Origin of the sequence: Xanthomonas cannabis (assembly GCF_040616535.1) — a bacterium.
Classification (GTDB): domain Bacteria; phylum Pseudomonadota; class Gammaproteobacteria; order Xanthomonadales; family Xanthomonadaceae; genus Xanthomonas; species Xanthomonas cannabis.
In genome coordinates this window covers 3,033,542-3,056,316 of sequence record NZ_CP136580.1, presented here as the reverse complement: position 1 = coordinate 3,056,316, position 22,775 = coordinate 3,033,542, and the positions used below count along the sequence as shown (strand labels likewise).

At 63.4% G+C, this 22,775-nt stretch carries 20 protein-coding genes and 2 tRNA genes; 21 read left to right on the top strand and 1 reads right to left on the bottom strand.

Annotation, left to right across the window (positions count from 1 at the left end):
- Positions 1–86: 86 nt before the first annotated feature.
- A complete protein-coding gene (locus RZV17_RS13030) occupies positions 87–887 on the bottom strand; it encodes an SDR family oxidoreductase (protein ID WP_166745171.1) in 801 nt (266 codons plus the stop codon).
- Between the two features lie 112 nt (positions 888–999).
- On the opposite strand from RZV17_RS13030, the gene tpiA reads away from it, so the two are divergent.
- The 21 genes from tpiA to infB all read left to right on the top strand — a co-directional run bounded on the left by tpiA (position 1,000) and on the right by infB (position 22,723).
- Positions 1,000–1,755 (top strand): triose-phosphate isomerase, encoded by a 756-nt coding sequence (gene tpiA, locus RZV17_RS13025; protein WP_047693172.1) that lies wholly within the window; start codon positions 1,000–1,002, stop codon positions 1,753–1,755.
- Positions 1,756–1,788: 33 nt separating this feature from the next.
- Positions 1,789–2,262 carry a preprotein translocase subunit SecG gene (gene secG, locus RZV17_RS13020; RefSeq protein ID WP_047693171.1) on the top strand — a complete coding sequence of 158 codons (474 nt, stop codon included), beginning with the start codon at positions 1,789–1,791 and terminating at the stop codon, positions 2,260–2,262.
- A gap of 49 nt (positions 2,263–2,311) precedes the next feature.
- A tRNA-Leu gene (locus tag RZV17_RS13015) sits at positions 2,312–2,396 on the top strand.
- A gap of 102 nt (positions 2,397–2,498) precedes the next feature.
- A complete protein-coding gene (locus RZV17_RS13010) occupies positions 2,499–2,855 on the top strand; it encodes an NADH-quinone oxidoreductase subunit A (protein ID WP_047693170.1) in 357 nt (118 codons plus the stop codon).
- Positions 2,846–3,400, top strand: a complete 555-nt coding sequence (locus tag RZV17_RS13005; protein ID WP_010371165.1) for an NADH-quinone oxidoreductase subunit B family protein — start codon at positions 2,846–2,848, stop codon at positions 3,398–3,400. Before RZV17_RS13010 ends, RZV17_RS13005 begins: the two co-directional genes overlap by 10 nt.
- A gap of 36 nt (positions 3,401–3,436) precedes the next feature.
- The gene (locus tag RZV17_RS13000; protein WP_166751404.1) at positions 3,437–4,189 is read left to right on the top strand and encodes an NADH-quinone oxidoreductase subunit C; all 753 of its coding nucleotides are present in this window, start codon (positions 3,437–3,439) and stop codon (positions 4,187–4,189) included.
- Complete coding sequence (locus tag RZV17_RS12995) at positions 4,186–5,493, top strand: NADH-quinone oxidoreductase subunit D (protein ID WP_047693168.1); 1,308 nt, start codon at positions 4,186–4,188, stop codon at positions 5,491–5,493. The genes RZV17_RS13000 and RZV17_RS12995 overlap by 4 nt, the downstream gene beginning before the upstream one ends.
- The gene (nuoE, locus tag RZV17_RS12990; RefSeq protein ID WP_003485548.1) at positions 5,490–6,017 is read left to right on the top strand and encodes an NADH-quinone oxidoreductase subunit NuoE; all 528 of its coding nucleotides are present in this window, start codon (positions 5,490–5,492) and stop codon (positions 6,015–6,017) included. The genes RZV17_RS12995 and nuoE overlap by 4 nt, the downstream gene beginning before the upstream one ends.
- A gap of 3 nt (positions 6,018–6,020) precedes the next feature.
- Positions 6,021–7,355 (top strand): NADH-quinone oxidoreductase subunit NuoF, encoded by a 1,335-nt coding sequence (nuoF, locus tag RZV17_RS12985; RefSeq protein ID WP_355603980.1) that lies wholly within the window; start codon positions 6,021–6,023, stop codon positions 7,353–7,355.
- Positions 7,352–9,586: an NADH-quinone oxidoreductase subunit NuoG gene (gene nuoG, locus RZV17_RS12980; protein WP_166745169.1), complete on the top strand. Its 2,235-nt coding sequence runs from the start codon at positions 7,352–7,354 to the stop codon at positions 9,584–9,586. Before nuoF ends, nuoG begins: the two co-directional genes overlap by 4 nt.
- On the top strand, positions 9,583–10,674 hold the full coding sequence (gene nuoH, locus RZV17_RS12975) for an NADH-quinone oxidoreductase subunit NuoH (RefSeq protein ID WP_184439144.1): 1,092 nt from the start codon (positions 9,583–9,585) through the stop codon (positions 10,672–10,674). The genes nuoG and nuoH overlap by 4 nt, the downstream gene beginning before the upstream one ends.
- A gap of 3 nt (positions 10,675–10,677) precedes the next feature.
- Positions 10,678–11,166: an NADH-quinone oxidoreductase subunit NuoI gene (gene nuoI, locus RZV17_RS12970; RefSeq protein ID WP_003485557.1), complete on the top strand. Its 489-nt coding sequence runs from the start codon at positions 10,678–10,680 to the stop codon at positions 11,164–11,166.
- A gap of 4 nt (positions 11,167–11,170) precedes the next feature.
- The gene (locus RZV17_RS12965) at positions 11,171–11,833 is read left to right on the top strand and encodes an NADH-quinone oxidoreductase subunit J (protein WP_355609355.1); all 663 of its coding nucleotides are present in this window, start codon (positions 11,171–11,173) and stop codon (positions 11,831–11,833) included.
- On the top strand, positions 11,830–12,135 hold the full coding sequence (gene nuoK / locus RZV17_RS12960) for an NADH-quinone oxidoreductase subunit NuoK (RefSeq protein WP_039407444.1): 306 nt from the start codon (positions 11,830–11,832) through the stop codon (positions 12,133–12,135). Before RZV17_RS12965 ends, nuoK begins: the two co-directional genes overlap by 4 nt.
- 7 nt (positions 12,136–12,142) lie before the next feature.
- Entirely contained in the window at positions 12,143–14,317 is a 2,175-nt protein-coding gene (nuoL, locus tag RZV17_RS12955; protein ID WP_355603975.1) for an NADH-quinone oxidoreductase subunit L, read from the top strand.
- A gap of 20 nt (positions 14,318–14,337) precedes the next feature.
- Entirely contained in the window at positions 14,338–15,840 is a 1,503-nt protein-coding gene (locus tag RZV17_RS12950) for an NADH-quinone oxidoreductase subunit M (RefSeq protein ID WP_047693162.1), read from the top strand.
- A 35-nt stretch (positions 15,841–15,875) separates the two neighbouring features.
- Positions 15,876–17,336, top strand: coding sequence for an NADH-quinone oxidoreductase subunit NuoN (gene nuoN, locus RZV17_RS12945; protein WP_039407547.1), 1,461 nt, complete (start codon positions 15,876–15,878; stop codon positions 17,334–17,336).
- Between the two features lie 202 nt (positions 17,337–17,538).
- Positions 17,539–17,615 (top strand) — tRNA-Met (locus RZV17_RS12940).
- A gap of 197 nt (positions 17,616–17,812) precedes the next feature.
- Positions 17,813–18,403, top strand: coding sequence for a ribosome maturation factor RimP (rimP, locus tag RZV17_RS12935; RefSeq protein WP_047693160.1), 591 nt, complete (start codon positions 17,813–17,815; stop codon positions 18,401–18,403).
- Positions 18,404–18,407: 4 nt separating this feature from the next.
- On the top strand, positions 18,408–19,919 hold the full coding sequence (gene nusA / locus RZV17_RS12930) for a transcription termination factor NusA (protein ID WP_039407455.1): 1,512 nt from the start codon (positions 18,408–18,410) through the stop codon (positions 19,917–19,919).
- A 95-nt stretch (positions 19,920–20,014) separates the two neighbouring features.
- Positions 20,015–22,723, top strand: a complete 2,709-nt coding sequence (gene infB, locus RZV17_RS12925) for a translation initiation factor IF-2 (RefSeq protein WP_355603969.1) — start codon at positions 20,015–20,017, stop codon at positions 22,721–22,723.
- Positions 22,724–22,775 lie beyond the last annotated feature (52 nt).

Sequence of the window (22,775 nt, the reverse complement as noted above, 5' to 3'; positions counted from 1 at the left end):
CGCTTTGCCCAGCCGCTGCACGTCGAAGCCCGGCACGCGGGCACCTGCACAGATGCGATGCCTTCCGCCGACCGTCCATAGCCGCCTCACTCCAGCGGCCGCACCCGGTGCGAGCCGCGTGCCATCAGCCGCAGGGCAAGCGCATGCGGCAGCAGGCGCAGCGCCGCATGGACCAGCCGATAGCGCCAGCCCGGCACCGCCAGCACCTGGCCGCGCTCCAGCGCCTGGATGCCGTACTCGGCCACGTCATCGGCCTGCAGCCAGGCCCAGCCGGGCAGGGTGGACATCGCCTCGCGCGTGCCGGTGACATCGTGGAATTCCGACCATGCAAAGCCGGGGCACAGGGCACAGACCTTGACGCCGCAATCGGCGTTTTCCAGCGCCAGCGATTCGCTGAAGCGCAGCATGAAACTCTTGCTGGCCGCGTATAGCGTCTGCCCATCGGCACTGGGTGTCAGTGCCGCGAACGAGGCGACGTTGAGAATGCGGCCCTGGCCGCTGGCACGAATCATCGGCAACAGCCGCCAGGTCAGTTCGCACACTGCGCCCACCATCACCTGCAGAAAGCGCGCATGCGTGGCCCAGTCGTTGTGCAGGTAGCGGCCCGGCACACCGTAGCCGGCGTTGTTGACCAGGGTGCCCACCGTCCAGCCGTTGCGCAGGATTTGCGTCGCCAGTGCCTCTGCCGCGGCAGGGTCGGCCAGATCGGCCGGCAGCACTTCCACCCGCACGGCGCTGCGCAATTCCTCCGCCAGCGCCTGCAGCCGGTCCACCCGCCGCGCGGTCAGGATCAACGGCACCCCGCGCCGGGCATAGGCCCGCGCAATCTCGCGGCCGATGCCGCTGGAGGCACCGGTGATCAGCGCAAAGACAGGCGAAACGGACATGACGGGTTCCTGGTGGGGGAGGGACGGGACATGCAGCGGACAGAAGTGTGCCGGTTGCCGACAGGCCATGGGCTATTCTGTCGCCTGTCTTCAACTCAGGAACCTGCGCCTGATGCGTCGAAAGATCGTTGCTGGAAACTGGAAGCTGCATGGCAGCCGCACCTTTGCCACCGAACTGGTGGCAAAGGTCGCCGCACACATGCCCCTGGAGGGTGTCGATGTCGTCATCCTGCCACCACTGCCTTACCTCGGTGACCTGATCGAGGATTTCGAGGCACATCACCTGTCCTTTGGAGCCCAGGACGTCAGTAGCAACGAGAAAGGCGCCTACACCGGCGAAGTCTCGGCCACCATGTTGGTGGACGTGGGCGCCGGCTATGGCCTGGTCGGTCATTCCGAGCGGCGCCAGTACCATCAGGAGAGTAGCGAGCTGGTCGCGCGCAAGTTTGCCGCTGCCATCCACGCCGGATTGATCCCGGTGCTGTGCGTGGGCGAATCGCTGGAACAGCGTGAGGCCGGTCAGACTGAGGCAATCCTACGTGCCCAGCTCGAACCGGTCCTGGCCCTGGTGGGCAGCGAGGGCTTTGCCCGCGCGGTGCTGGCTTACGAGCCGATCTGGGCGATCGGCACCGGCCGCACCGCCAGCCCCGAGCAGGCCCAGGCCGTGCATGCCTTCCTGCGTGGCGAAGTCGCGAAGGCGGATGCTAGAATTGCGGATGGTCTGCCCATCCTGTACGGGGGCAGCGTCAAGCCCGACAACGCCGGCGAGCTGTTCGCACAGCCCGATGTCGATGGGGGGCTGGTCGGCGGCGCATCACTGGTCGCCGAAGATTTCCTGGCCATTGCACGTGCGGCGGCTGCTTGTTAACCCATTAAGTTTTGTCCGGGGACGGATTTCGAAATGCTGATGTTGATCCTCAATGTGGTCTACGTGCTGGTCGCGCTGGCGATGATTGCGCTGATCCTGATGCAGCGTGGTGCGGGTGCGGCGGCCGGTTCCGGCTTCGGTGCCGGCGCGTCGGGCACGGTGTTCGGTTCGCAGGGTGCGTCGAACTTCCTGTCCAAGTCGACCAAGTGGCTGGCCGTGGTGTTCTTCAGCATCAGCCTGTTCATGGCGTGGTACGCCACGCACGGGGCACGTCCAACGGACCAGAACCTGGGCGTGATGTCGCAGTCGGCAACGCCGGCTCCGGCCGCCGCAGGCGAACTCACCCAGCCGTTGCCGCAGGCTCCGGCCGCTGGTGCCGTGCCGACCGCTCCGTCGCAGCCGGCTCCTGCCGCTGCGCCGGCGGCAGCCCCGGTGCAGTCCGCCCCGGCACAGCCGGCGCCTGCAGCCGGCGAAGAAAACGCTTCAGAACCAGCACAAAAACGCTGAAGCCGGTTACAATACGCTGCGCACTGGGATGCCCAGCGGCGCAACGTATGCCCAGGTGGCGGAATTGGTAGACGCACTACCTTGAGGTGGTAGCGACTTAGGTCGTAGGGGTTCGAGTCCCCTCTTGGGCACCATTGTTTGGCTGCAGTTCCTGCGCATCGCTTGTCGCGCGCGGGGCCTGCCTATACCCCATGCCGGCACGCGGCGCGTGCGGGCAGAGGCAAGAGAGAATCGCTGTGCTGGCCGAATATTTGCCGAGTCTGCTGTTTCTGATCGTCGCCACCGGTATCGGCATCGTGCTGATGTTGGTCGGTCGATTCCTCGCTCCACGCACCCCAGACGCGCGCAAGCTCTCGCCTTACGAGTGTGGCTTCGAAGCTTTCGAAGACGCGCGCATGAAGTTCGATGTGCGCTACTACCTCATCGCGATCCAGTTCATCGTGTTCGACCTGGAAATCATCTTCATCGTGCCGTGGACGCAGGTGTTCATGGAGATCGGCGCACGCTCGCTGGTCACCATGGGGCTGTTCGTCGGCATGTTGTTCCTCGGCTTTATCTACGTGTGGAAGAAGGGAGCGCTGGAATGGGAGTGATTCAGACCCTGGATCGTCTGATGACCAACCCGATGCCGGAAGGCCGGGTGGAAGACATCCTGCGCCCGGAAGGCGAAAACCCGTTGCTCGAAAAGGGCTACGTGACCACCAGCGTCGACGCGCTGCTGAACTGGGCGCGGACCGGTTCGATGTGGCCGATGACCTTCGGCCTGGCCTGCTGTGCGGTCGAGATGATGCACGCCGGCGCCTCGCGTCTGGACCTGGACCGTTACGGCGTGGTGTTCCGCCCGTCGCCGCGTCAGTCCGACGTGATGATCGTGGCCGGCACGCTGGTCAACAAGATGGCCCCGGCGCTGCGCAAGGTCTACGACCAGATGCCCGACCCGAAGTGGGTCATCTCGATGGGCAGCTGCGCCAATGGCGGCGGCTACTATCACTATTCGTATTCGGTGGTGCGCGGTTGCGATCGCATCGTGCCGGTGGACATCTATGTCCCGGGCTGCCCGCCGACCGCCGAGGCGCTGGTCTACGGCATCCTGCAGCTGCAGAAGAAGATCTGGCGCACCCAGACAATCGCACGCTGACACCCGTCTTCTCCTACCGAGAGCAGCCAAGCCCCCATGGCAGAGCAAGCATCTTCCTTCACTGACCGACTTGCGGCACGTTTCGCCGGTGCGCAGATCGCCGTGGCATTGCCGCGCGGCGAAGTGACGCTGGAAGTCGCTGCCGCCGATTGGTATGCCACCTGTCTGGCCCTGCGCGATGAGCTCGGTTTCGAGCAGCTCAGCGACCTGTGCGGCGTTGATTACCTGGGCTATGGCAGCGACGAGTGGGATACCGCCGACGTGTCATCGCAGGGTTTCAGCCGCGGCGTCGAAGGCAAGGCCGTCGGCCGTTTTGCCTGGGGCGAATTCCCCAGCCAGGAAAGTTCCGATGGTGCCCAGCCGCAGCAGCTGCCCAAGCAGCGTTTTGCGGTGGTCGCGCAACTGATTTCCTACCAACATAACCAGCGTCTGCGCGTGCGTTGCTACGCACCGGACGAGCAGGTGCCGGTGGTGGCGTCGGTCACCGATATCTGGCCGGGCGTGAACTGGTTCGAGCGCGAGGCGTTCGACCTGTTCGGCATCGTGTTCGATGGGCACCCGGATCTGCGTCGCATCCTGACCGACTACGGATTCGTCGGCCACCCGTTCCGCAAGGATTTCCCGCTGATCGGCAACGTCGAAGTGCGTTACGACGAAGAGCGCAAGCGCGTGGTGTACGAGCCGGTCACTTCGGTCGAGCCGCGCGTTGGCGTGCCGCGCGTGATTCGCGACGATGCCCGTTATGAGACTGCCGCTGGTGAAGTGGGCAAGTCGGAGACTGCCAAGTGAGTGAGTTCCGCCAGGCAACCGAAGCCTTCGCGAGCAATCCTGTGGAAAGCAAGCAGGAAATCCGCAATTACACGATGAACTTCGGCCCGCAGCATCCTGCGGCGCACGGCGTGTTGCGCCTGATCCTGGAAATGGACGGCGAGACCGTGGTGCGTGCCGATCCGCATATCGGCCTGCTGCACCGTGGCACCGAGAAGCTGGCCGAGTCCAAGCCGTTCAACCAGTCGGTTCCGTACATGGATCGCCTGGACTACGTGTCGATGATGTGCAACGAGCACGCTTACGTGCGCGCGATCGAATCCCTGATGGGGATCGAGGCGCCCGAGCGTGCGCAGTACATCCGCACCATGTTCGACGAGATCACCCGCATCAAGAACCACCTGATGTGGGTTGGCTCCAACGCGCTCGATCTGGGAGCAATGGCGGTGATGCTGTATGCATTCCGCGAGCGCGAAGAATTGATGGACGTCTACGAGGCGGTCAGCGGTGCGCGCATGCACGCGGCCTACTACCGCCCCGGTGGCGTGTATCGTGATCTGCCCGACTTCATGCCCAAGTACAAGGAATCCCGTTGGCATAAGGGTGGGGCACTGAAGAAGCGTAACGCCGGTCGTGAAGGCACGATGCTGGACTTCCTGGAGGAGTTCACCAATACCTTCCCGGCGCGCGTGGACGAATACGAAACGCTGCTCACCGACAACCGTATCTGGAAGCAGCGCACCGTCGATGTCGGCATCATCAGCCCGGATCTGGCGCGTGCCTGGGGCATGACCGGACCGATGCTGCGTGGCTCGGGAATCGAGTGGGATCTGCGCAAGAAGCAGCCTTACGCCAAGTACGACGCAGTGGATTTCGATATCCCGGTCGGCACCAACGGCGACTGCTACGACCGCTACCTGGTACGCGTGGCCGAGATGCGCGAGTCCAACCGCATCATCAAGCAATGCGTGAAGTGGCTCAAGGCCAATCCCGGTCCGGTCATGGTCACCAATTTCAAGGTCGCTCCTCCCAGCCGCGAAGGCATGAAGGACGACATGGAAGCGCTGATCCATCACTTCAAGCTGTTCAGTGAAGGCTATTGCGTGCCGGCCGGCGAAACCTATAGCGCGGTCGAAGCGCCCAAGGGCGAGTTCGGGTGCTACCTGATGTCCGACGGCGCCAACAAGCCGTTCCGCGTGCATCTGCGCGCGCCGGGCTTTGCGCATCTGTCGTCGATGGACGCGGTGGTGCGTGGCTATTTGCTGGCCGACGTCGTGGCGATGATCGGTACTTACGATTTGGTTTTCGGTGAGGTTGACCGATGAAGGCGACGGGTAATTTCGAAGCGGCGCGCGACGTCGATCCGCAGGTTGTGCTGAGCGACAAGACGCGTGCGCACATCGATCATTGGCTGACCAAGTTTCCGCCGGACCGCAAGCGGTCGGCGGTGCTGCAGGGTCTGCACGCTGCGCAGGAGCAGAACCAGGGTTGGCTGACCGACGAGTTGATCGTCGGCGTGGCCAAGTACCTGGAACTGCCGCCGGTGTGGGCCTACGAGGTCGCCAGCTTCTACTCGATGTTCGAGACCGAACGCGTCGGCCGCCACAACGTGGCGTTCTGCACCAACATCAGCTGCTGGCTCAATGGCGCCGAAGATCTGTTGGCGCACGCGGAAAAGAAACTGGGTTGCAAGCTGGGGCAGTCGACGGCCGATGGCCGCGTCTACCTCAAGCGCGAGGAAGAGTGCCTGGCGGCCTGCTCTGCAGCGCCGATGATGGTCATCAACGGCCATTACCACGAGCACCTGACGAAAGAGAAGGTCGACGCGCTGCTGGACGGGCTGGAGTAAGACATGGCACATCATCACGCACCTACCGGTCCGGTCGGCCCGGCGCCGTTGCCGCACCAGGTCGTCTACACGACGCTGCACTACGACACCCCGTGGTCGTACGAGAGCTATCTGAAGACCGGTGGCTACGCGGCGCTGCGCAAGATCCTCGAAGAGAAGATCGCGCCGGCCGACGTCATCGAAATGGTCAAGGCATCGAACCTGCGCGGCCGTGGCGGCGCGGGCTTCCCGACCGGGCTGAAGTGGTCGTTCATGCCCAAGGGCACGATGCAGAAATACATCCTGTGCAATTCGGACGAATCCGAGCCGGGCACCTGCAAGGACCGCGACATTCTGCGTTACAACCCGCATTCGGTGGTGGAGGGTATGGCGATCGCCTGCTACGCCACCGGCTCGACGGTGGGCTACAACTACCTGCGTGGCGAATTCCACCATGAGCCGTTCGAAAACTTCGAACTGGCACTGGCGGATGCGTACGCCAATGGCTGGCTGGGCAAGAACATTCTCGGCAGCGGCGTGGATATCGATATCTACGGTGCGCTGGGCGCTGGCGCCTACATCTGCGGCGAAGAAACCGCATTGATGGAATCGCTGGAAGGCAAGAAGGGCCAGCCGCGCTACAAGCCGCCGTTCCCGGCGAACTTCGGCCTGTACGGCAAGCCGACCACAATCAACAACACCGAAACCTATGCGTCGGTGCCGGCGATCATTCGCAACGGCCCGGAGTGGTTCCTCGCTTTGAGCAAGACCAAGAACGGCGGCCCGAAGATTTTCTCGGTGTCCGGCTGCGTGCAGAAGGGCGGCAATTTCGAAGTGCCGCTCGGCACCACCTTCGACGAATTGCTGGAAATGGCCGGTGGCCTGCGTCCGGGTCGCAAGCTCAAGGGCGTGGTGCCAGGCGGCGTGTCGATGCCGGTATTGAAGGCCGACCAGGTTGCTGGCCTGCAGATGGATTACGACACCCTGCGTGCGCTGGGCACCGGTCTGGGTTCGGGCGCCATCGTGGTGCTGGATGACAGCGTCTGCTGCGTGCGTTTCGCCTGCCGCATCTCGCAGTTCTTCCACAAGGAATCCTGCGGCCAGTGCACCCCGTGCCGCGAAGGTACCGGCTGGATGCACCGCGTGCTGGAGCGCATCGTTGCCGGCAAGGCCACGATGGAAGACCTGCATCAGCTGCGCACCGTTGCCGGCCAGATTGAAGGCCACACCATCTGTGCGTTCGGCGAAGCGGCGGCATGGCCGATTCAGGGCTTCCTGCGCCAGTTCTGGGACGAGTTCGAGTACTACATCGTCAACGGTCGTTCGATCGTCGATACGCAAGTCGGAGTGGCTGCATGAGCGCCCAACCAGTGAACCCGAACGTGCCACCGGACCATGTCACCGTCGAGATCGACGGGCAGTCCCTGGTGGTGCCGAAGGGCTCGATGATCATCCAGGCGGCCGACAAGGCCGGTATCCCGATCCCGCGCTTCTGCTACCACGAGAAGCTGCCGATCGCGGCCAACTGCCGCATGTGCCTGGTCGATGTCGAAAAGTCGCCCAAGCCGTCGCCTGCCTGCGCTACGCCGGTGATGGACGGCATGAAGGTCACCACGCGTAGCGAAAAGGCGTTGAAGTACCAGCGCAGCGTGATGGAGTTCCTGCTGATCAACCACCCGCTGGACTGCCCGATCTGCGATCAGGGCGGCGAGTGCGAGCTGCAGGACGTCTCGCTCGGCTATGGCCGTTCGGTGAGCCGCTTCAACGAGCGCAAGCGCGTGGTGCCGGACGAGGATATCGGTCCGCTGGTCGCTACCGAGATGACCCGTTGCATCCAGTGCACCCGCTGCGTGCGTTTCACTGCAGACATCGCCGGCACCTACGAGCTGGGCGGCATGTATCGCGGCGAAAACCTGCAGATCGGCACCTACGACGGCAAGCCGCTGACCACCGAAATTTCCGGCAACGTCATCGACGTCTGCCCGGTGGGCGCGCTGACCAACAAGGTGTTCCAGTTCCGCGCACGTCCGTGGGAACTGATGGCGCGCGAGTCGCTGGGCTACCACGATGCGATGGGCTCGAACCTGTTCCTGCACGTGCGCCGCGGCGAAGTGCTGCGCACCGTGCCGCGCGAGAACGAGGCGGTCAACGAATGCTGGCTGTCCGACCGCGACCGTTATTCGCATCAGGGCCTGTACGCCGAGGACCGTGCGGTCAAGCCGCTGAAGAAGGTCAACGGGCAGTGGACCGAAGTGAGCTGGACCGAAGGTCTGGCCGCAGCGACCCAGATCCTGCGCGAAAACGCGGGTGATGCGCTCGGCGTGCTGGTGCACCCGTCCACCTCGAACGAAGAGGGCGCGCTGCTGGCACGTCTGGCCGAAGGGCTGGGCAGCGGCAATCTGGATCACCGTCTGCTCAATCGTGACTTTTCCGACGCTGCGGTGGCGCAAGCTTTCGCAACGCCGCTGGCCGAGATCGAGCAGGCCGATGTCGTCGTGCTGTTCGGCAGCAACGTGCGCCACGAGCTGCCGCTGCTGCATGCACGCTTGCGCAAGGCGCACATCCAGAACCGCACGCAGATCCACTCGGTCAATCCGGTCGATTTCGATTTTGCCTTTACCCAGGCCTCGCGCACCGTGGTCGCGCCGTCGCAGCTGGCTGCGGCGCTCGACGACGCAGCGTTGCGTGATGCGGTCAAGGGCGCAACCCGCGCCGTGATCGTGGTCGGCGCGCTGGCTGAAAATCATCCGCAGGCTGCTGCGCTGCGTGCGGCCGCACGTGATTTTGCCGCTGCAACCGGTGCGTCGCTGTGCCGCATTCCACAGGGCGCCAACGCGGTGGGTCTGGTGTCGCAGGGCGTGTTGCCGACCGCGCGCGACGTCGCCGGCATGCTGGCCCAGCCGCGTCAGGCTTATGTGCTGTACGGCATCGAACCTGGCCTGGATTTTGCTGACGCCGCTGCCGCGCGCAGTGCGCTGGCCGGTGCCAAGGTCGTGGCGTTCAGTCAGTTCGCTTGCGCCTCGACGCGCGACGTGGCCGATGTGATCCTGCCGATTGGTGCGTTGCCGGAAATCGATGCGTCGCTGACCAATCTCGATGGTCGTGTACAGACCGCACGCGCCGCAGGGCGCCTGCCGGTCGAGGCACGCGAAGGCTGGCGGGTGCTGCGTGCACTGGGCGGCGAGCTCGGCCTGGCCGGCTTCGAATTCATCGATCTGGTCGGCCTGCGTGCGGGCATGCAGAACCGCAGCGTCAGTCCGGTCGCGTCTGCGCAGCCGGCCACGGCGAGCGACGGGCTGGAGGTTGCGGCAACCGCGGCGATCTATCGCACCGATGCTGTCGTACGCCGGGCCGCTGCGTTGCAGTCGCATCCGCTCAACATCGCGCCGTGTGTGGCAATGCACCCGGAGCAGGCGGCGCAGTTGCAGCTTGGCGCGGGTCAGATGGTCAAGGTCGGTACGGATGCTGGTAAGGCGACGTTGCCGGTGGTGCTGGACAAGCGCGTTGCACCGGGCACGGTGTGGATCGAATCCGGCCATGGCGCAACTGCGCCGCTCGGCGCCGGTCGGGTAACGGTGGTGGCTGCATGAACGAATTGCTGTTGAACGTGGTCGACCCCCTCCACCAGTGGTTCCTCGGGCTGGGCGATGGCGGCGTGGTGCTCTGGACCGTGCTGAAGATCCTGCTGATCGCCGTGCCGGTGATCGTGGCGGTGGCCTTCTACGTGGTATGGGAGCGCAAGCTGATCGGCTGGATGCACGTGCGTCACGGGCCCATGTACGTGGGCATGGGCATCTTCCAGGCCTTCGCTGACGTCTTCAAGCTACTGTTCAAGGAAATCCTGCAGCCGGCCAGCTCGCACAAGGCGATGTTCATCATCGCGCCGTTGCTGACATTGGCGCCGGCATTCGCGGCCTGGTCGGTGGTGCCGTTCGATGCGCAGCTGGTGTTGTCCAACGCCAACGTCGGTCTGCTGTATCTGCTGGCAATGACCTCGCTGGGCGTGTACGGCATCATCCTCGCGGGCTGGGCGTCCAACTCCAAGTATGCGTTCCTCGGCGCGATGCGCTCGGCCGCACAGGTGGTCAGCTACGAAATTGCGATGGGCTTTGCGCTGGTCGGCGTAATGATCGCCTCCGGCAGCGTCAACCTCAGCCAGATCGTATTTGCGCAAGCGGGTAACTCCGGCTTCTTCGACTGGTTCCTGATTCCGCTGTTCCCGTTGTTCATTGTGTACTGGGTCTCCGGCGTGGCCGAAACCAACCGCGCGCCGTTCGACGTGGTGGAAGGCGAGTCGGAAATCGTTGCCGGGCACATGGTGGAATATTCCGGCGGTGCATTCGCACTGTTCTTCCTGGCCGAATACGCCAACATGATCCTGGTCAGCTTCCTGATCTCGATCTTCTTCCTCGGCGGCTGGCTGAGCCCGATCCAGGGCTGGGTCACTGCGGACGTTTCGCCGTGGATCAACTGGCTGTGGACCGGCGGCTGGCCGTGGTTGCTGATGAAGGTGTTCTTCTTCGCCAGTGCCTACATCTGGTTCCGCGCCAGCTTCCCGCGCTACCGCTACGACCAGATCATGCGGCTGGGCTGGAAGGTGTTCATTCCGCTCACGATCGTGTGGATCGCAGTGACGGCATTGATGGTGTTTTACGGCGTGATCCAGAAGGGCGTGTAATTGATGAACAAGATCACCCATTACTTCAAGAGCCTGCTGCTGCTCGAACTGCTCGGCGGCCTGTGGCTGACGTTGAAATACACGTTCAAGCCCAAGTACACCGTGCTGTATCCGATGGAGAAGTTCCCGCAGTCGCCGCGCTTCCGTGGCCTGCACGCACTGCGTCGCTATCCCAACGGGGAAGAGCGCTGCATCGCCTGCAAGTTGTGCGAAGCGGTGTGCCCGGCGCTGGCCATCACCATCGACTCGGCCAAGCGCGAAGACGGCACCCGCCGCACCACGCGCTACGACATCGACCTGTTCAAGTGCATCTTCTGCGGCTTCTGCGAAGAAAGCTGCCCGGTGGACTCGATCGTCGAGACGCACATCCTCGAGTACCACTTCGAGAAGCGTGGCGAGAACATTGTCAACAAGCCGCAGCTGCTGGCGATCGGAGACCGGTTAGAAACCGAGATCGCCGAGCGTCGCGCTGCCGATGCCGCCTTCCGTTGAGGTCATGATGGACTGGGTCTCTATTGCTTTCTACGCCTTCTCCGCCATCGCGGTGGTGTCCGCCGGTGCGGTGATCAGCGTGCGTAACCCGGTGTATGCCGTGTTGTGCCTGATCCTCACCTTCTTCTCGATGGCGTGTATCTGGCTGTTGGTGGGTGCCGAGTTCCTTGGCGTTACGCTGGTGCTGGTGTACGTCGGCGCGGTGATGGTGCTGTTCCTGTTCGTGGTGATGATGCTCGACATCGACACCAGCCGCCTGCGCGAGGGCTGGGTCAAGTACATGCCGTTGGGCGTCATCGTCGCGGTTGCGATGCTGGCGCAGATGGTGACCCTGATCGGCGTCAAGTCGCGCAGCGCCACGCCGTTTCCGGCCGACAATGCGGCCGCACAGGCTGCAGATGTTTCGAACCTGACCTGGCTGGCCAAGAGCCTGTACACCGAGTTCCTGCTGCCGTTCGAGTTTGCTGCGGTGATCCTGACCGTGGCCGTGGTGGCTGCCGTGATGCTCACCCTGCGCAAGCGCACCGGCATCAAGATCCAGATCGCCAGCGAGCAATCGCGCGTCAAGGCGACCGGCCGCCTGCGCATCGTCAAGATGGCAGTGGAAAAACCCGCACAGATTGCGCCGCGCGTCGATGCGGCGGACGGACAGGAGGCGAAGTCTTGATTACCTTGGGCCACCTGCTGGGACTGGGCGCAGTGCTGTTCTGCATCTCGCTGGCCGGCATTTTCCTCAATCGCAAGAACGTCATCGTGCTGCTGATGTCGATCGAGTTGATGCTGCTGTCGGTCAACATCAACTTCATTGCGTTCTCGCGCGAGCTCGGCGACACCGCCGGCCAGCTGTTCGTGTTCTTCATCCTGACCGTTGCCGCTGCGGAGGCCGCGATTGGCCTTGCGATCCTGGTGACTCTGTTCCGTACGCGCCGCACGATCAATGTGGCCGAAGTCGACACGTTGAAGGGCTGACCCGTAGATGGAAATCACTCTCTCCAAGAGTCTGCTGATTGCAGTGGTGCTTGCACCGCTGGTCGGCAGCATCATCGCCGGCTTGTTCGGTCGTCAGGTGGGGCGCAAGGGCGCGCAGTACGTCACCATCCTCGGCGTGGCGGTCAGCTGCGTGCTGTCGTGCCTGACGCTGTACCAACTGGTGGAGCAGGGCGCCAGCCCGTTCAACCAGAACCTGTATACCTTCTTCGACGTCGGCAACTACTCCGCGCATGTCGGCTTCATGGTCGATCGCCTGACCGCGATGATGATGGTGGTGGTGACCTTCGTGTCGCTGCTGGTGCACATCTACACCATCGGCTACATGGAAGAAGATCCGGGCTACCAGCGTTTCTTCAGCTATATCTCGTTGTTCACCTTCTCCATGCTCACGCTGGTGATGAGCAACAACTTCCTGCAGTTGTTCTTCGGCTGGGAAGCCGTGGGTCTCGTGTCCTACCTGCTGATCGGTTTCTGGTTCAAGCGCCCGACCGCTGTGTTCGCCAACATGAAGGCGTTCTTGGTCAACCGCGTCGGCGACTTCGGCTTCATTCTGGGCATTGCCGGCGTGTTGCTGTGGTTCGGCTCGCTGGATTACTCCACCGTGTTCGCCAACGCGACCACCATGGCCGGTGCCAAGGTGCAGTTGTTTGCCGGTCACGAATGGAGCGTGATGACGCTGATCTGCATTTGCCTGTTCATTGGCGCAATGGGCAAGTCGGCACAGGTGCCGTTGCACGTGTGGCTGCCAGACTCGATGGAAGGCCCGACGCCGATCTCGGCGCTGATCCATGCCGCGACGATGGTGACCGCCGGCATCTTCATGGTTGCGCGCATGTCGCCGCTGTTCGAGCTGTCGGAAACCGCGCTGAACTTCATCCTGTTCATCGGTGCGACCACGGCCTTCTTCACCGGCCTGATCGGAATCGTGCAGAACGACATCAAGCGTGTGGTTGCGTATTCGACGCTGTCGCAGCTCGGCTACATGACCGTGGCATTGGGCGTGTCGGCGTATTCGGCGGCGGTGTTCCACCTGATGACGCATGCCTTCTTCAAGGCGCTGCTGTTCCTGGCGGCCGGCTCGGTCATCATCGGCATGCACCATGAGCAGGACATGCGCAAGATGGGCGGCCTGCGCAAGTACATGAAGGTGACGTACTGGACCAGCGTGATCGGCACCCTGGCGCTGGTGGGGACTCCGTTCTTCTCGGGTTTCTACTCGAAGGACACCATCATCGAGGCGGCCGCGCACCATGCGCACGAATCGCATAGCTGGATCGCGACCTACGGTTACTGGGCAGTGCTTGGTGGTGTGCTGGTCACCAGCTTCTACAGCTTCCGTCTGCTGTTCCTGACCTTCCATGGCAAGGAGCGTTTCCGCGATGCCCATGCGCACGACGCGCATGCGCACCACGACAACGCGCATACCGATGCCGAAGCGCAGGTCCATGCGCATGACAGTCACGCGCACGACGCACACGCCCATGACAGCCATGGTCACGACGACCACGGGCATGGTCACCACGGTGCCCACGAGCCGCACGAGTCGAAGTGGGTGGTGACGTTGCCGTTGATCCTGCTGGCGATTCCTTCTGTGGCGATCGGCTTCTTCACCATCGGCCCGATGCTGTTCGGTACCGATTGGCAGGGACACCATGCGGCGCACGCGCTCAAGGGCCAGGCCGTCTCGTTCTTCACCGGCATCGTCGATTTCTACGATCCGGCACGCGACACCGTCGGCGCGCTGGCGGAAGAATTTCATGGCCCGGTGGCCTTTGCACTGCACGGCATGATGGCCGCTCCGTTCTTCCTGACGGTGGCCGGTCTACTGCTCGCGGCGCTGTTCTATTTGTGGAAGCCGGACCTGGCCACCAAGTCGCGCAAGGCGTTCGCGCCCATCGTGTGGCTGCTGGAGAACAAGTACGGCTTCGACAAGCTGTGGATCAATGGCTTCGCCGGTGGCGGTGTTGTCCTTGGCAAGGCGTCACGTGCCGTCGATACCCATGTGGTCGACGGTGTGGTCGTCAATGGTTCTGCCCGACTGATCGACCTGGCTGCAAATCTGCTGCGTCGCACGCAATCCGGTTTCCTCTATCACTACGCCTTCGCAATGATCATCGGTTTGATCGCCTTGTTGGCGGTACTGATGCATTTCTGGCGTTGACCTGTACGGAATAAGAAAACGTGTCGAACTGGCCTTTACTGTCTATCTTGATCTGGCTGCCGATTATCGGTGGCGCCCTGATCCTTGCGTTGCGCAACGCCGAGACTGCCCGCTGGGCGTCCCTGGCGGTGGCAGTGGCGACCTTTGTGCTGAGTCTGCCGCTGCTGGGCTACGACACGGCCAATGACGCCCTGCAGTTCGTCGAGCTGCACGCCTGGATCCCGGCCTACAACATCGGCTACAACCTGGGCGTGGACGGCATCGCGATCGCGTTGATCGTGCTGACCACCTTGGTGACCGTGCTCTCGCTCATTGGCGCCTGGCGCTCGATCGACAAGCGCGTCAATCAGTACGTGGCTGCCTTCCTGATCCTGGAAGGCGTCACCGTAGGCATCTTTGCTGCCACCGACGCGATGCTGTTCTACGTGTTCTTCGAAGCGATGCTGATCCCGATGTTCCTGATCATCGGTGTCTGGGGCGGCCCGCGTCGCATCTACGCAGCGATGAAGTTCTTCCTCTACACCTTCCTCGGCTCGGTGCTGATGCTGGTGGGCCTGGTGTACCTGTACCTGAAGGGCGGCAGCTTCCAGCTGGCCGATCTGTATGCGCTGCAGCTGACTGCCAAGGAACAGACCTGGATCTTCTTTGCGTTCCTGATCGCATTCGCGGTCAAGGTGCCGATGTTCCCGGTGCACACCTGGTTGCCGGACGCACACGTCGAGGCACCAACCGCCGGTTCGGTGATCCTGGCTGCCATCGCCTTGAAGATCGGTGGCTACGGCTTCCTGCGCTTCAACCTGCCGATCGTGCCGGACGCCAGCCACGAGTTCGCCTGGCTGGTGATCGCCCTGTCGTTGATCGCCGTGGTCTACGTCGGCCTGGTGGCGCTGGTGCAGGAAGACATGAAGAAGCTGGTGGCGTACTCGTCCATCGCACACATGGGCTTCGTCACGCTCGGTACCTTCATCGCCTTCACACTGGTGCGCGAGTACGGCAGCACCGACGCCGCACGCCTCGGCCTGCAGGGTGCGATGGTGCAGATGATCTCGCATGGCTTCGTGTCCGGCGCGATGTTCTCCTGCATCGGCGTGTTGTACGACCGCATGCATACCCGCCGCATCGCCGACTACGGCGGCGTGGTCAACGTGATGCCGTGGTTCGCCACCTTCGCGATGCTGTTCTTCATGGCCAATGCCGGTCTGCCTGGCACCAGCGGCTTCGTCGGCGAGTTCATGGTGATTCTGGCCAGCTTCCAGAAGCATCCGCTGATCGCCTTTGCCGCTGCCACCACGCTGGTCATTACCGCCGCGTACACGCTGTGGCTCTACAAGCGCGTGTTCTTCGGCGAAGTGGCCAACGCACATGTGGCCGAGCTGAAGGACATCAATGGTCGCGAGGCATTCGTGCTGGGGGTGTTCGCCGCTGGCGTGCTGGCCCTGGGCCTGTACCCGAAGCCGCTGACCGATCTGATGGAACCCTCGATCGCCAAGCTGGCGACCCAGATTGCCGCGACCAAGCTGTGACTGCTTGCCGTACGTTTTGACTCCAGGATTTGATGATGACCACGCCAACGCTCGCGCCGTTGACCACCGCTGACCTGGCTCCGCTCGTTCCGGAGCTCGTGCTGATCGGCGGCGCCTTCGCACTGCTGATGCTCGACCTGTTCGTGAGCCAGCGGAACAAGGTCTGGACCCACCTGTTTTCCGTCGCCGTTCTCGCCGTGGTGTTCGCACTGCTGGCGACCGGTACGGGCGGGCAGGGCGAGATCTTCCACGGCATGTTCGTGCGTGATACCGCGGCGGACGTCATGAAGACCGTCATCGTGCTGGTCAGTGGTCTGAGCCTGGTGTACGGCTGGACTTACCTGCGCGAGCGCAATCTGTATCAGGGCGAGATTCCGGTACTGGTGCTGTTCGCCACCGCCGGCATGATGCTGCTCGCCTCCGCCGGTAGCCTGTTGATGGTCTACCTCGGCCTGGAGCTGCTGGCGCTGTGCTCCTATGCCCTGGTGGCCTCCAACCGCGACAACGGTCTGGCCACCGAAGCGGCCATGAAGTATTTCGTACTCGGTTCGCTGGCGTCGGGCCTGCTGCTATATGGCATGTCACTGGTCTATGGCGCCACGGGCACCTTGAGCCTGGCCGGCATCCATGACGCAATCGATGGCTCGGGCGAGCGCACGCTGCTGTTGACCGGCACCATCTTCATGATCGCCGGCGTTGCGTTCAAGCTGGGTGCGGCCCCGTTCCACATGTGGCTGCCCGACGTCTATCAGGGCGCGCCGGCTCCCATCGCGCTGTTCATCAGCTCGGCGCCCAAGCTGGCGGCGTTCGGCATGGCGTACCGTCTGCTGGAAGTGGGCATGGGCCCGCTGTCGCCGCAATGGCATCTGCTGATCGGCGGCCTGTCGGCGGTGTCGTTGGTTATCGGCAACCTGATGGCCATCGCACAGAGCAATCTCAAGCGCATGCTCGCGTACTCCACGGTCTCGCATATCGGCTTTTTGCTGATGGGCGTGGCCGGTGGTGGAGAGGAGGGGTACGCCGCCGCGATGTTCTATGCGGTCAGCTACACCATCATGTCGACCGCCTCGTTCGGCGCCATCATCGCGCTATCGCGTAATGGCTTCGAAGCCGAGAACATCGACGACTTCAAGGGGCTCAATGCGCGTAATCCGTGGATGGCGGGCCTGGTGCTGTGCATCATGGCCTCGCTTGCAGGTATTCCGCCGTTTCTGGGCTTCTGGACGAAGCTGGCCGTGCTTGGCGCTGCGGTGAAGGGCGACATGCTGTGGCTGGCCTTAGTCGGCGTAATCTGTGCCGTGATCGGTGCGTACTACTACCTGCGTGTCATCAAGGTCATGTACTTCGACGAGCCGGTGGGCGAGCCTTTGCCGGCCAACAACGACCGCGTGTTGGGGACGGTGCTGGGCGTCAACGCATTGGCCTTGCTCGCTCTCGGCCTGGCCTGGAGCCCGATCATGGTGTGGTGCCAGCGCGCCTTCGCCGGTCTTGCGTAAGCACGCTGCGTTGCGCCGCAGGCGCGGCGGCTCTCGCCCCAGGCATGCGGCGAGAGGTTGAAAGAAAGTCGTGATAAGTGTTTCGTTTTTGTTGCATTGCGGGTATCATTCGCCGCGACGTTAGACACCCGCCACGGTGTCCAACAGATGAAAAACTAGGGCTTGCAATTGCCGCTCAAGTTCTTCATAATTCCGCTTCTGCTGCGGGGTGGAGCAGTCTGGCAGCTCGTCGGGCTCATAACCCGAAGGTCGCAGGTTCAAATCCTGCCCCCGCTACCAAGTTTCGAATTGTTGCTTTACCGCAGTGATTCAACTTCTTGGATCGTAAGGACGCTTGTTCCCGTCTTTACGCCGACCCTGAGAGGTCGGGCTTTTTTCACGCAAGGGGCCCATCGGGCCCCTTGTTTTTTCCGGAACCGGAAAGTTAGCTGCCGGTTGCCGGGGTTCTACTGGCAATCATCTGATCAGGGCAGTCTGTGAGCGAAAAAGCGACCGAAATCGCGAATCTGCTGAGTCCAACGGTTGAGTCCCTGGGCTTGGAACTGCTGGGCGTGGAGTATCTTCCCGCTCCAGGTGGCGCCACATTGCGCCTGTATATCGATGTGCCGCTGGCCGAACAGCCCGAGCGCGTGATCAACGTCGACGACTGCGAGCGCGTGAGCCGCGAGGTGTCGGCCCAGCTCGATGTCGAAGACCCGATCAGCGGCAATTACACCCTCGAGGTCTCGTCGCCGGGTGTGGATCGTCCGTTGTTCACCCTCGAGCAGTTCGCGCGTCACGCCGGCGAGTCCGCCAAGATCGTGTTGAAGCTTGCGCAGGATGGTCGGCGCCGCTTCCAGGGCCAGATTCTGCGGATCGAGGCCGACGCCGATGCCGTCGTGTTTGCGGTGGACGGCAAGGACCTGCAGATCGGTTTCGACAATATCGACAAGGCGCGCATCGTGCCGGATTGGGTCGCTCTGGGCCTGGCACCGCAAAAACCGAATAAGCCCGGCCCGAAAAAACCCGGGCACGACAAGAAGAAACCATCCAACGAGTCGGCGGCTGGCAAGCCGCGCGCGGAGTGACGAAATGAGCAAGGAACTTTTGCTGGTAGTGGATGCGGTGGCCAACGAAAAGGGCGTGCCGCGCGAAGTGATCTTCGATGCGATCGAGGCCGCGTTGGCGTCCGCAGCGAAGAAGCGCTATCCCGACCAGGACGTGCTGACGCGCGTGACCATCGATCACAAGGACGGTAACTACGAAACCTTCCGTCGTTGGGAAGTGGTGGCCGACGATGTGGTGATGGAGTCGCCGGACCGCCAGGTGCGCCTGATGGATGCCATCGACGAAGCCGACGGCGTGGATGTGGGCGACTACATCGAAGAGCAGATCGAAAACCCGGATTTCGGCCGCATCGCCGCGCAGGCCGCCAAGCAGGTGATCGTGCAGCGTGTGCGCGAGGCCGAGCGCCAGCAGGTGGTGGATGCATGGAAGGACCGCGTGGGCGAGCTGATCACCGGTGTGGTCAAGCGCGCCGAGCGCGGCAACATCTTTGTCGATCTGGGTGGTAATGCCGAAGCCTTCATTCCGAAGGACAAGGGCATTCCGCGCGACGTGCTGCGCCCGGGCGACCGTGTGCGCGGCTACCTGGCCGAGGTGCGTTCCGAGCCGCGTGGTCCGCAGTTGTTCATCAGCCGCGCTGCGCCGGAATTCATGATCGAGCTGTTCAAGCTCGAAGTGCCGGAAGTGGGCCAGGGCCTGGTCGAGATCAAGGCCTGCGCACGCGACCCGGGCGACCGCGCCAAGATCGCGGTGATTGCGCACGACACCCGCACCGATCCGATCGGCGCGTGCATCGGTATGCGCGGTTCGCGCGTGCAGGCGGTGTCCAACGAGCTCAATGGCGAGCGCGTGGATATCGTGTTGTGGAACGAGAATCCGGCCAACTTCGTGATCAACGCGATGGCGCCGGCCGAAGTGCAGTCGATCATCGTCGACGAAGAAAAGCATTCGATGGACCTGGCCGTGGCAGAAGACCGCCTGGCCCAGGCAATCGGCAAGGGCGGCCAGAACGTGCGTCTGGCCAGCCGCCTGACCGGTTGGCAGCTCAACGTGATGACCGCCGACCAGGTGGCTGCCAAGTCCGAGGCTGAACAGGCGTCGGCACGCCAGCTGTTCATGGACCGCCTGGAAGTGGACGAGGAAATCTCCGCGATCCTGGTGTCCGAAGGCTTCAACACGGTGGAAGAAATCGCCTACGTGCCGGTCGGCGAGTTGCTGGCGGTGGAAGGCTTCGACGAAGACATCGTCGAGGAACTGCGTGCCCGTGCCCGCGATGCGCTGCTCAACGCCGCGCTGGCCGAGGAAGAAGGCCTGGAAGGGACTCAGCCCACCGAGGACCTGCTGGCGCTGGAGGGGATGGACGAGGAAACGGCCTTTGCTCTGGCCGAGCACGGCGTGCGCACCAGCGAGGACTTGTCCGACCTGGCCGCGGACGAGATCGTCGACTTCGGCATCGAGGGCATGACCCAGGAGCGCGCCGCGGCGCTGATCCTGGCGGCCCGCGCCGAGGAGATCGCCCGTTTGGAGCGCGGCGAATGAGCCGGCAATGAACCGCGCCCTGACCCCATCAGGGCTTAGAATCAGCGTATCCCTTGCTCTGGGCGAGGGGGCGCCAACCAGATCATAGGATCCGAATGTCGCAGCAAACCACCATCCGCAAGCTTGCCGAACTGGTCAATACGCCGGTCGATAAACTGCTGGTTCAACTGGCCGAGGCCGGAATGAAGTTCAGCGGTCCCGACCAGGTCGTGACCAGCACCGAGAAGATGAAACTGCTTGGCTTCCTGCGTCGCACGCATGGCAAGGCCGACACGCCCGCCGATGCGGCCAGCGAAGCAGCCAAGAAGATCACCCTCAACCGGCGCAAGCTGCAGGAAGTCACGGTCAACGCCGGTCGCACCAAAACCACGGTCAACGTGGAAGTGCGCCAGAAGCGTACCTACGTGAAATCCGAGAACGAAGGCAGCGGCCGCGCCGCGCCGATGACGCCGGACGAGGAGCGCGCCGACATCCTGCGCAAGCTGGAGGAATCGCGTCAACGTAACCTCGACGAGCAGCAACGCCTGGCCGAAAGCGACCGCGTGCGCGATGAAGCAATTCAGCGCAAGCGCGAGGAAGAGCAGGCGGCAAAGGACCGTGCAGAAGCCGAGCGCAAGGCTGCCGAGGAAGCCGCTGCGGCTGCCAGCGCGCCGGCCCCGGTTGCTGCTGCGCCGACGCCGTCGGCGCCTGCCGCACGTGCACCGTCCTCGCCGTCTTCCGCGCCGCGTCCGGCCCGTCCGGCTGGCGCCTCGCCCGCATCGCGCCCGGCGACGCCGGCCCGTCCGGACGACCGCAACAACGCGGCCAAGCACAAGACGCGCGGTTCGCACGTCATGGTGGCCGGCGTCGAAGACGACGATGCGACCAAGCGCTTCGCCGGGCAGTTGCATCTGTCCGCCGCCGACCGTGCGCGCCGTTCCAATGTGCGTGGCAAGCCGACCGGGCGTCCGGGTTCGTCGTCGTCGCGTCGCGGCAACGATGGTGGCCGTGGTGGTAACCAGGGCAACAGCGGCCCGCACGGGTTCGAGCGTCCCACCGCACCGGTGGTACGTGAGGTGGCGATCGGCGAGACCATCACCGTGGCCGACCTGGCGCAGAAGCTCGCGCTCAAGGGCGGCGACGTGGTCAAGGCGTTGTTCAAGATGGGCGTCATGGCGACCATCACCCAGAGCATCGATCACGATACCGCCGCGCTGGTGACCGAAGAACTCGGCCACAAGGCCGTGCGTGCCGACAATGCCGACTTCGAGGATGCGCTGCTGGCACACGCCGAAGATGCGCAGGGCGACGCCTCGCCGCGTCCGCCGGTGGTGACCATCATGGGTCACGTCGATCACGGCAAGACCTCGCTGCTGGACTATATCCGCCGCACCAAGATCGCCTCCGGCGAAGCCGGCGGCATCACCCAGCACATCGGTGCGTACCACGTCGAAACCGGTCGTGGCGTCATCAGCTTCCTGGATACGCCCGGCCATGCCGCGTTTACCTCGATGCGTGCGCGCGGCGCCAAGATCACCGACATCGTGGTGCTGGTGGTGGCTGCCGATGACGGCGTGATGCCGCAGACCAAGGAAGCGGTGGCGCATGCCAGGGCGGCCGGTGTGCCGCTGATCGTGGCAGTGAACAAGATCGACAAGACCGGCGCTGATCCGTTGCGGGTCAAGAACGAACTGCTGGCAGAAAACGTGGTGGCCGAAGAGTTCGGCGGCGACACCCAGTTCATCGAAGTGTCGGCCAAGGTCGGTACCGGCGTGGACACGCTGCTGGATGCGATCTCGTTGCAGGCCGAAGTGCTGGAACTCAAGGCAGTGGCCGAAGGCCGCGCCAGCGGTACCGTCATCGAATCCTCGCTGGACAAGGGCCGTGGCCCGGTCGCGACGGTGCTGGTGCAGCAGGGCGCGCTGAAGCGCGGCGATTACCTGGTGTGCGGCATCCAGTACGGCCGCGTGCGTGCGCTGTTCGACGAGACCGGCCATCAGCCGGCCTCGGCGGGCCCGTCGATTCCGGTGCAGGTGCTCGGCCTGTCCGGCGTGCCGGAAGCCGGTGACGACTTCGTGGTCGTCGACGACGAGCGTCTGGCCAAGGACGTGGCGCAGCAGCGCGAAACCAAGCGTCGCGAATCGCGCCTGGTGGCCTCGGCCAGCAACCGCATGGAAGACATCCTGGCCCAGATGGGCAAGGGTGAAGGTCAGCAGGTGTTGAACCTGGTGATCAAGGCCGACGTGCAGGGTTCGGTGGAGGCACTGAAGCAGTCGCTGGTGGCATTGTCCAACGACGACATCCGCATCAACGTGATCCACTCCGGCGTGGGTGGCATCACCGAGTCGGATGCGAATTCGGCAGCTGCGTCCAAGGCCACGATCATCGGCTTCAACGTGCGTGCGGATGCATCGGCGCGCAAGATCGTCGAATCCAACGGTATCGATTTGCGTTACTTCTCGATCATCTATGACGTGATCGATCAGGTGAAGCAGGTGGCCTCCGGTCTGCTGGGTGTTGAAATCCGCGAAGAGATCATCGGTATTGCGCAGGTGCGCGATGTGTTCCGCAGCTCCAAGTTCGGCGCGGTTGCAGGCTGCATGATCGTCGAGGGCGTGGTGAAGCGCAGCAAGCCGATCCGCGTGCTCCGCGACAGCGTCGTGGTGTTCGAGGGCGAGCTGGAATCGCTGCGTCGCTTCAAGGAAAACGTCGACGAAGTGCGTAACGGTACCGAATGCGGTATCGGCGTGAAGGCCTACAACGACGTCAAGGCCGGCGACCAGATCGAGTGCTTCGAGCGTATCGAGGTTGCCCGCACGCTGTAACGAACACGGGACCCGGGACCCGGGGCCGGGGACCCGGGGGAAGCGAAGGCCA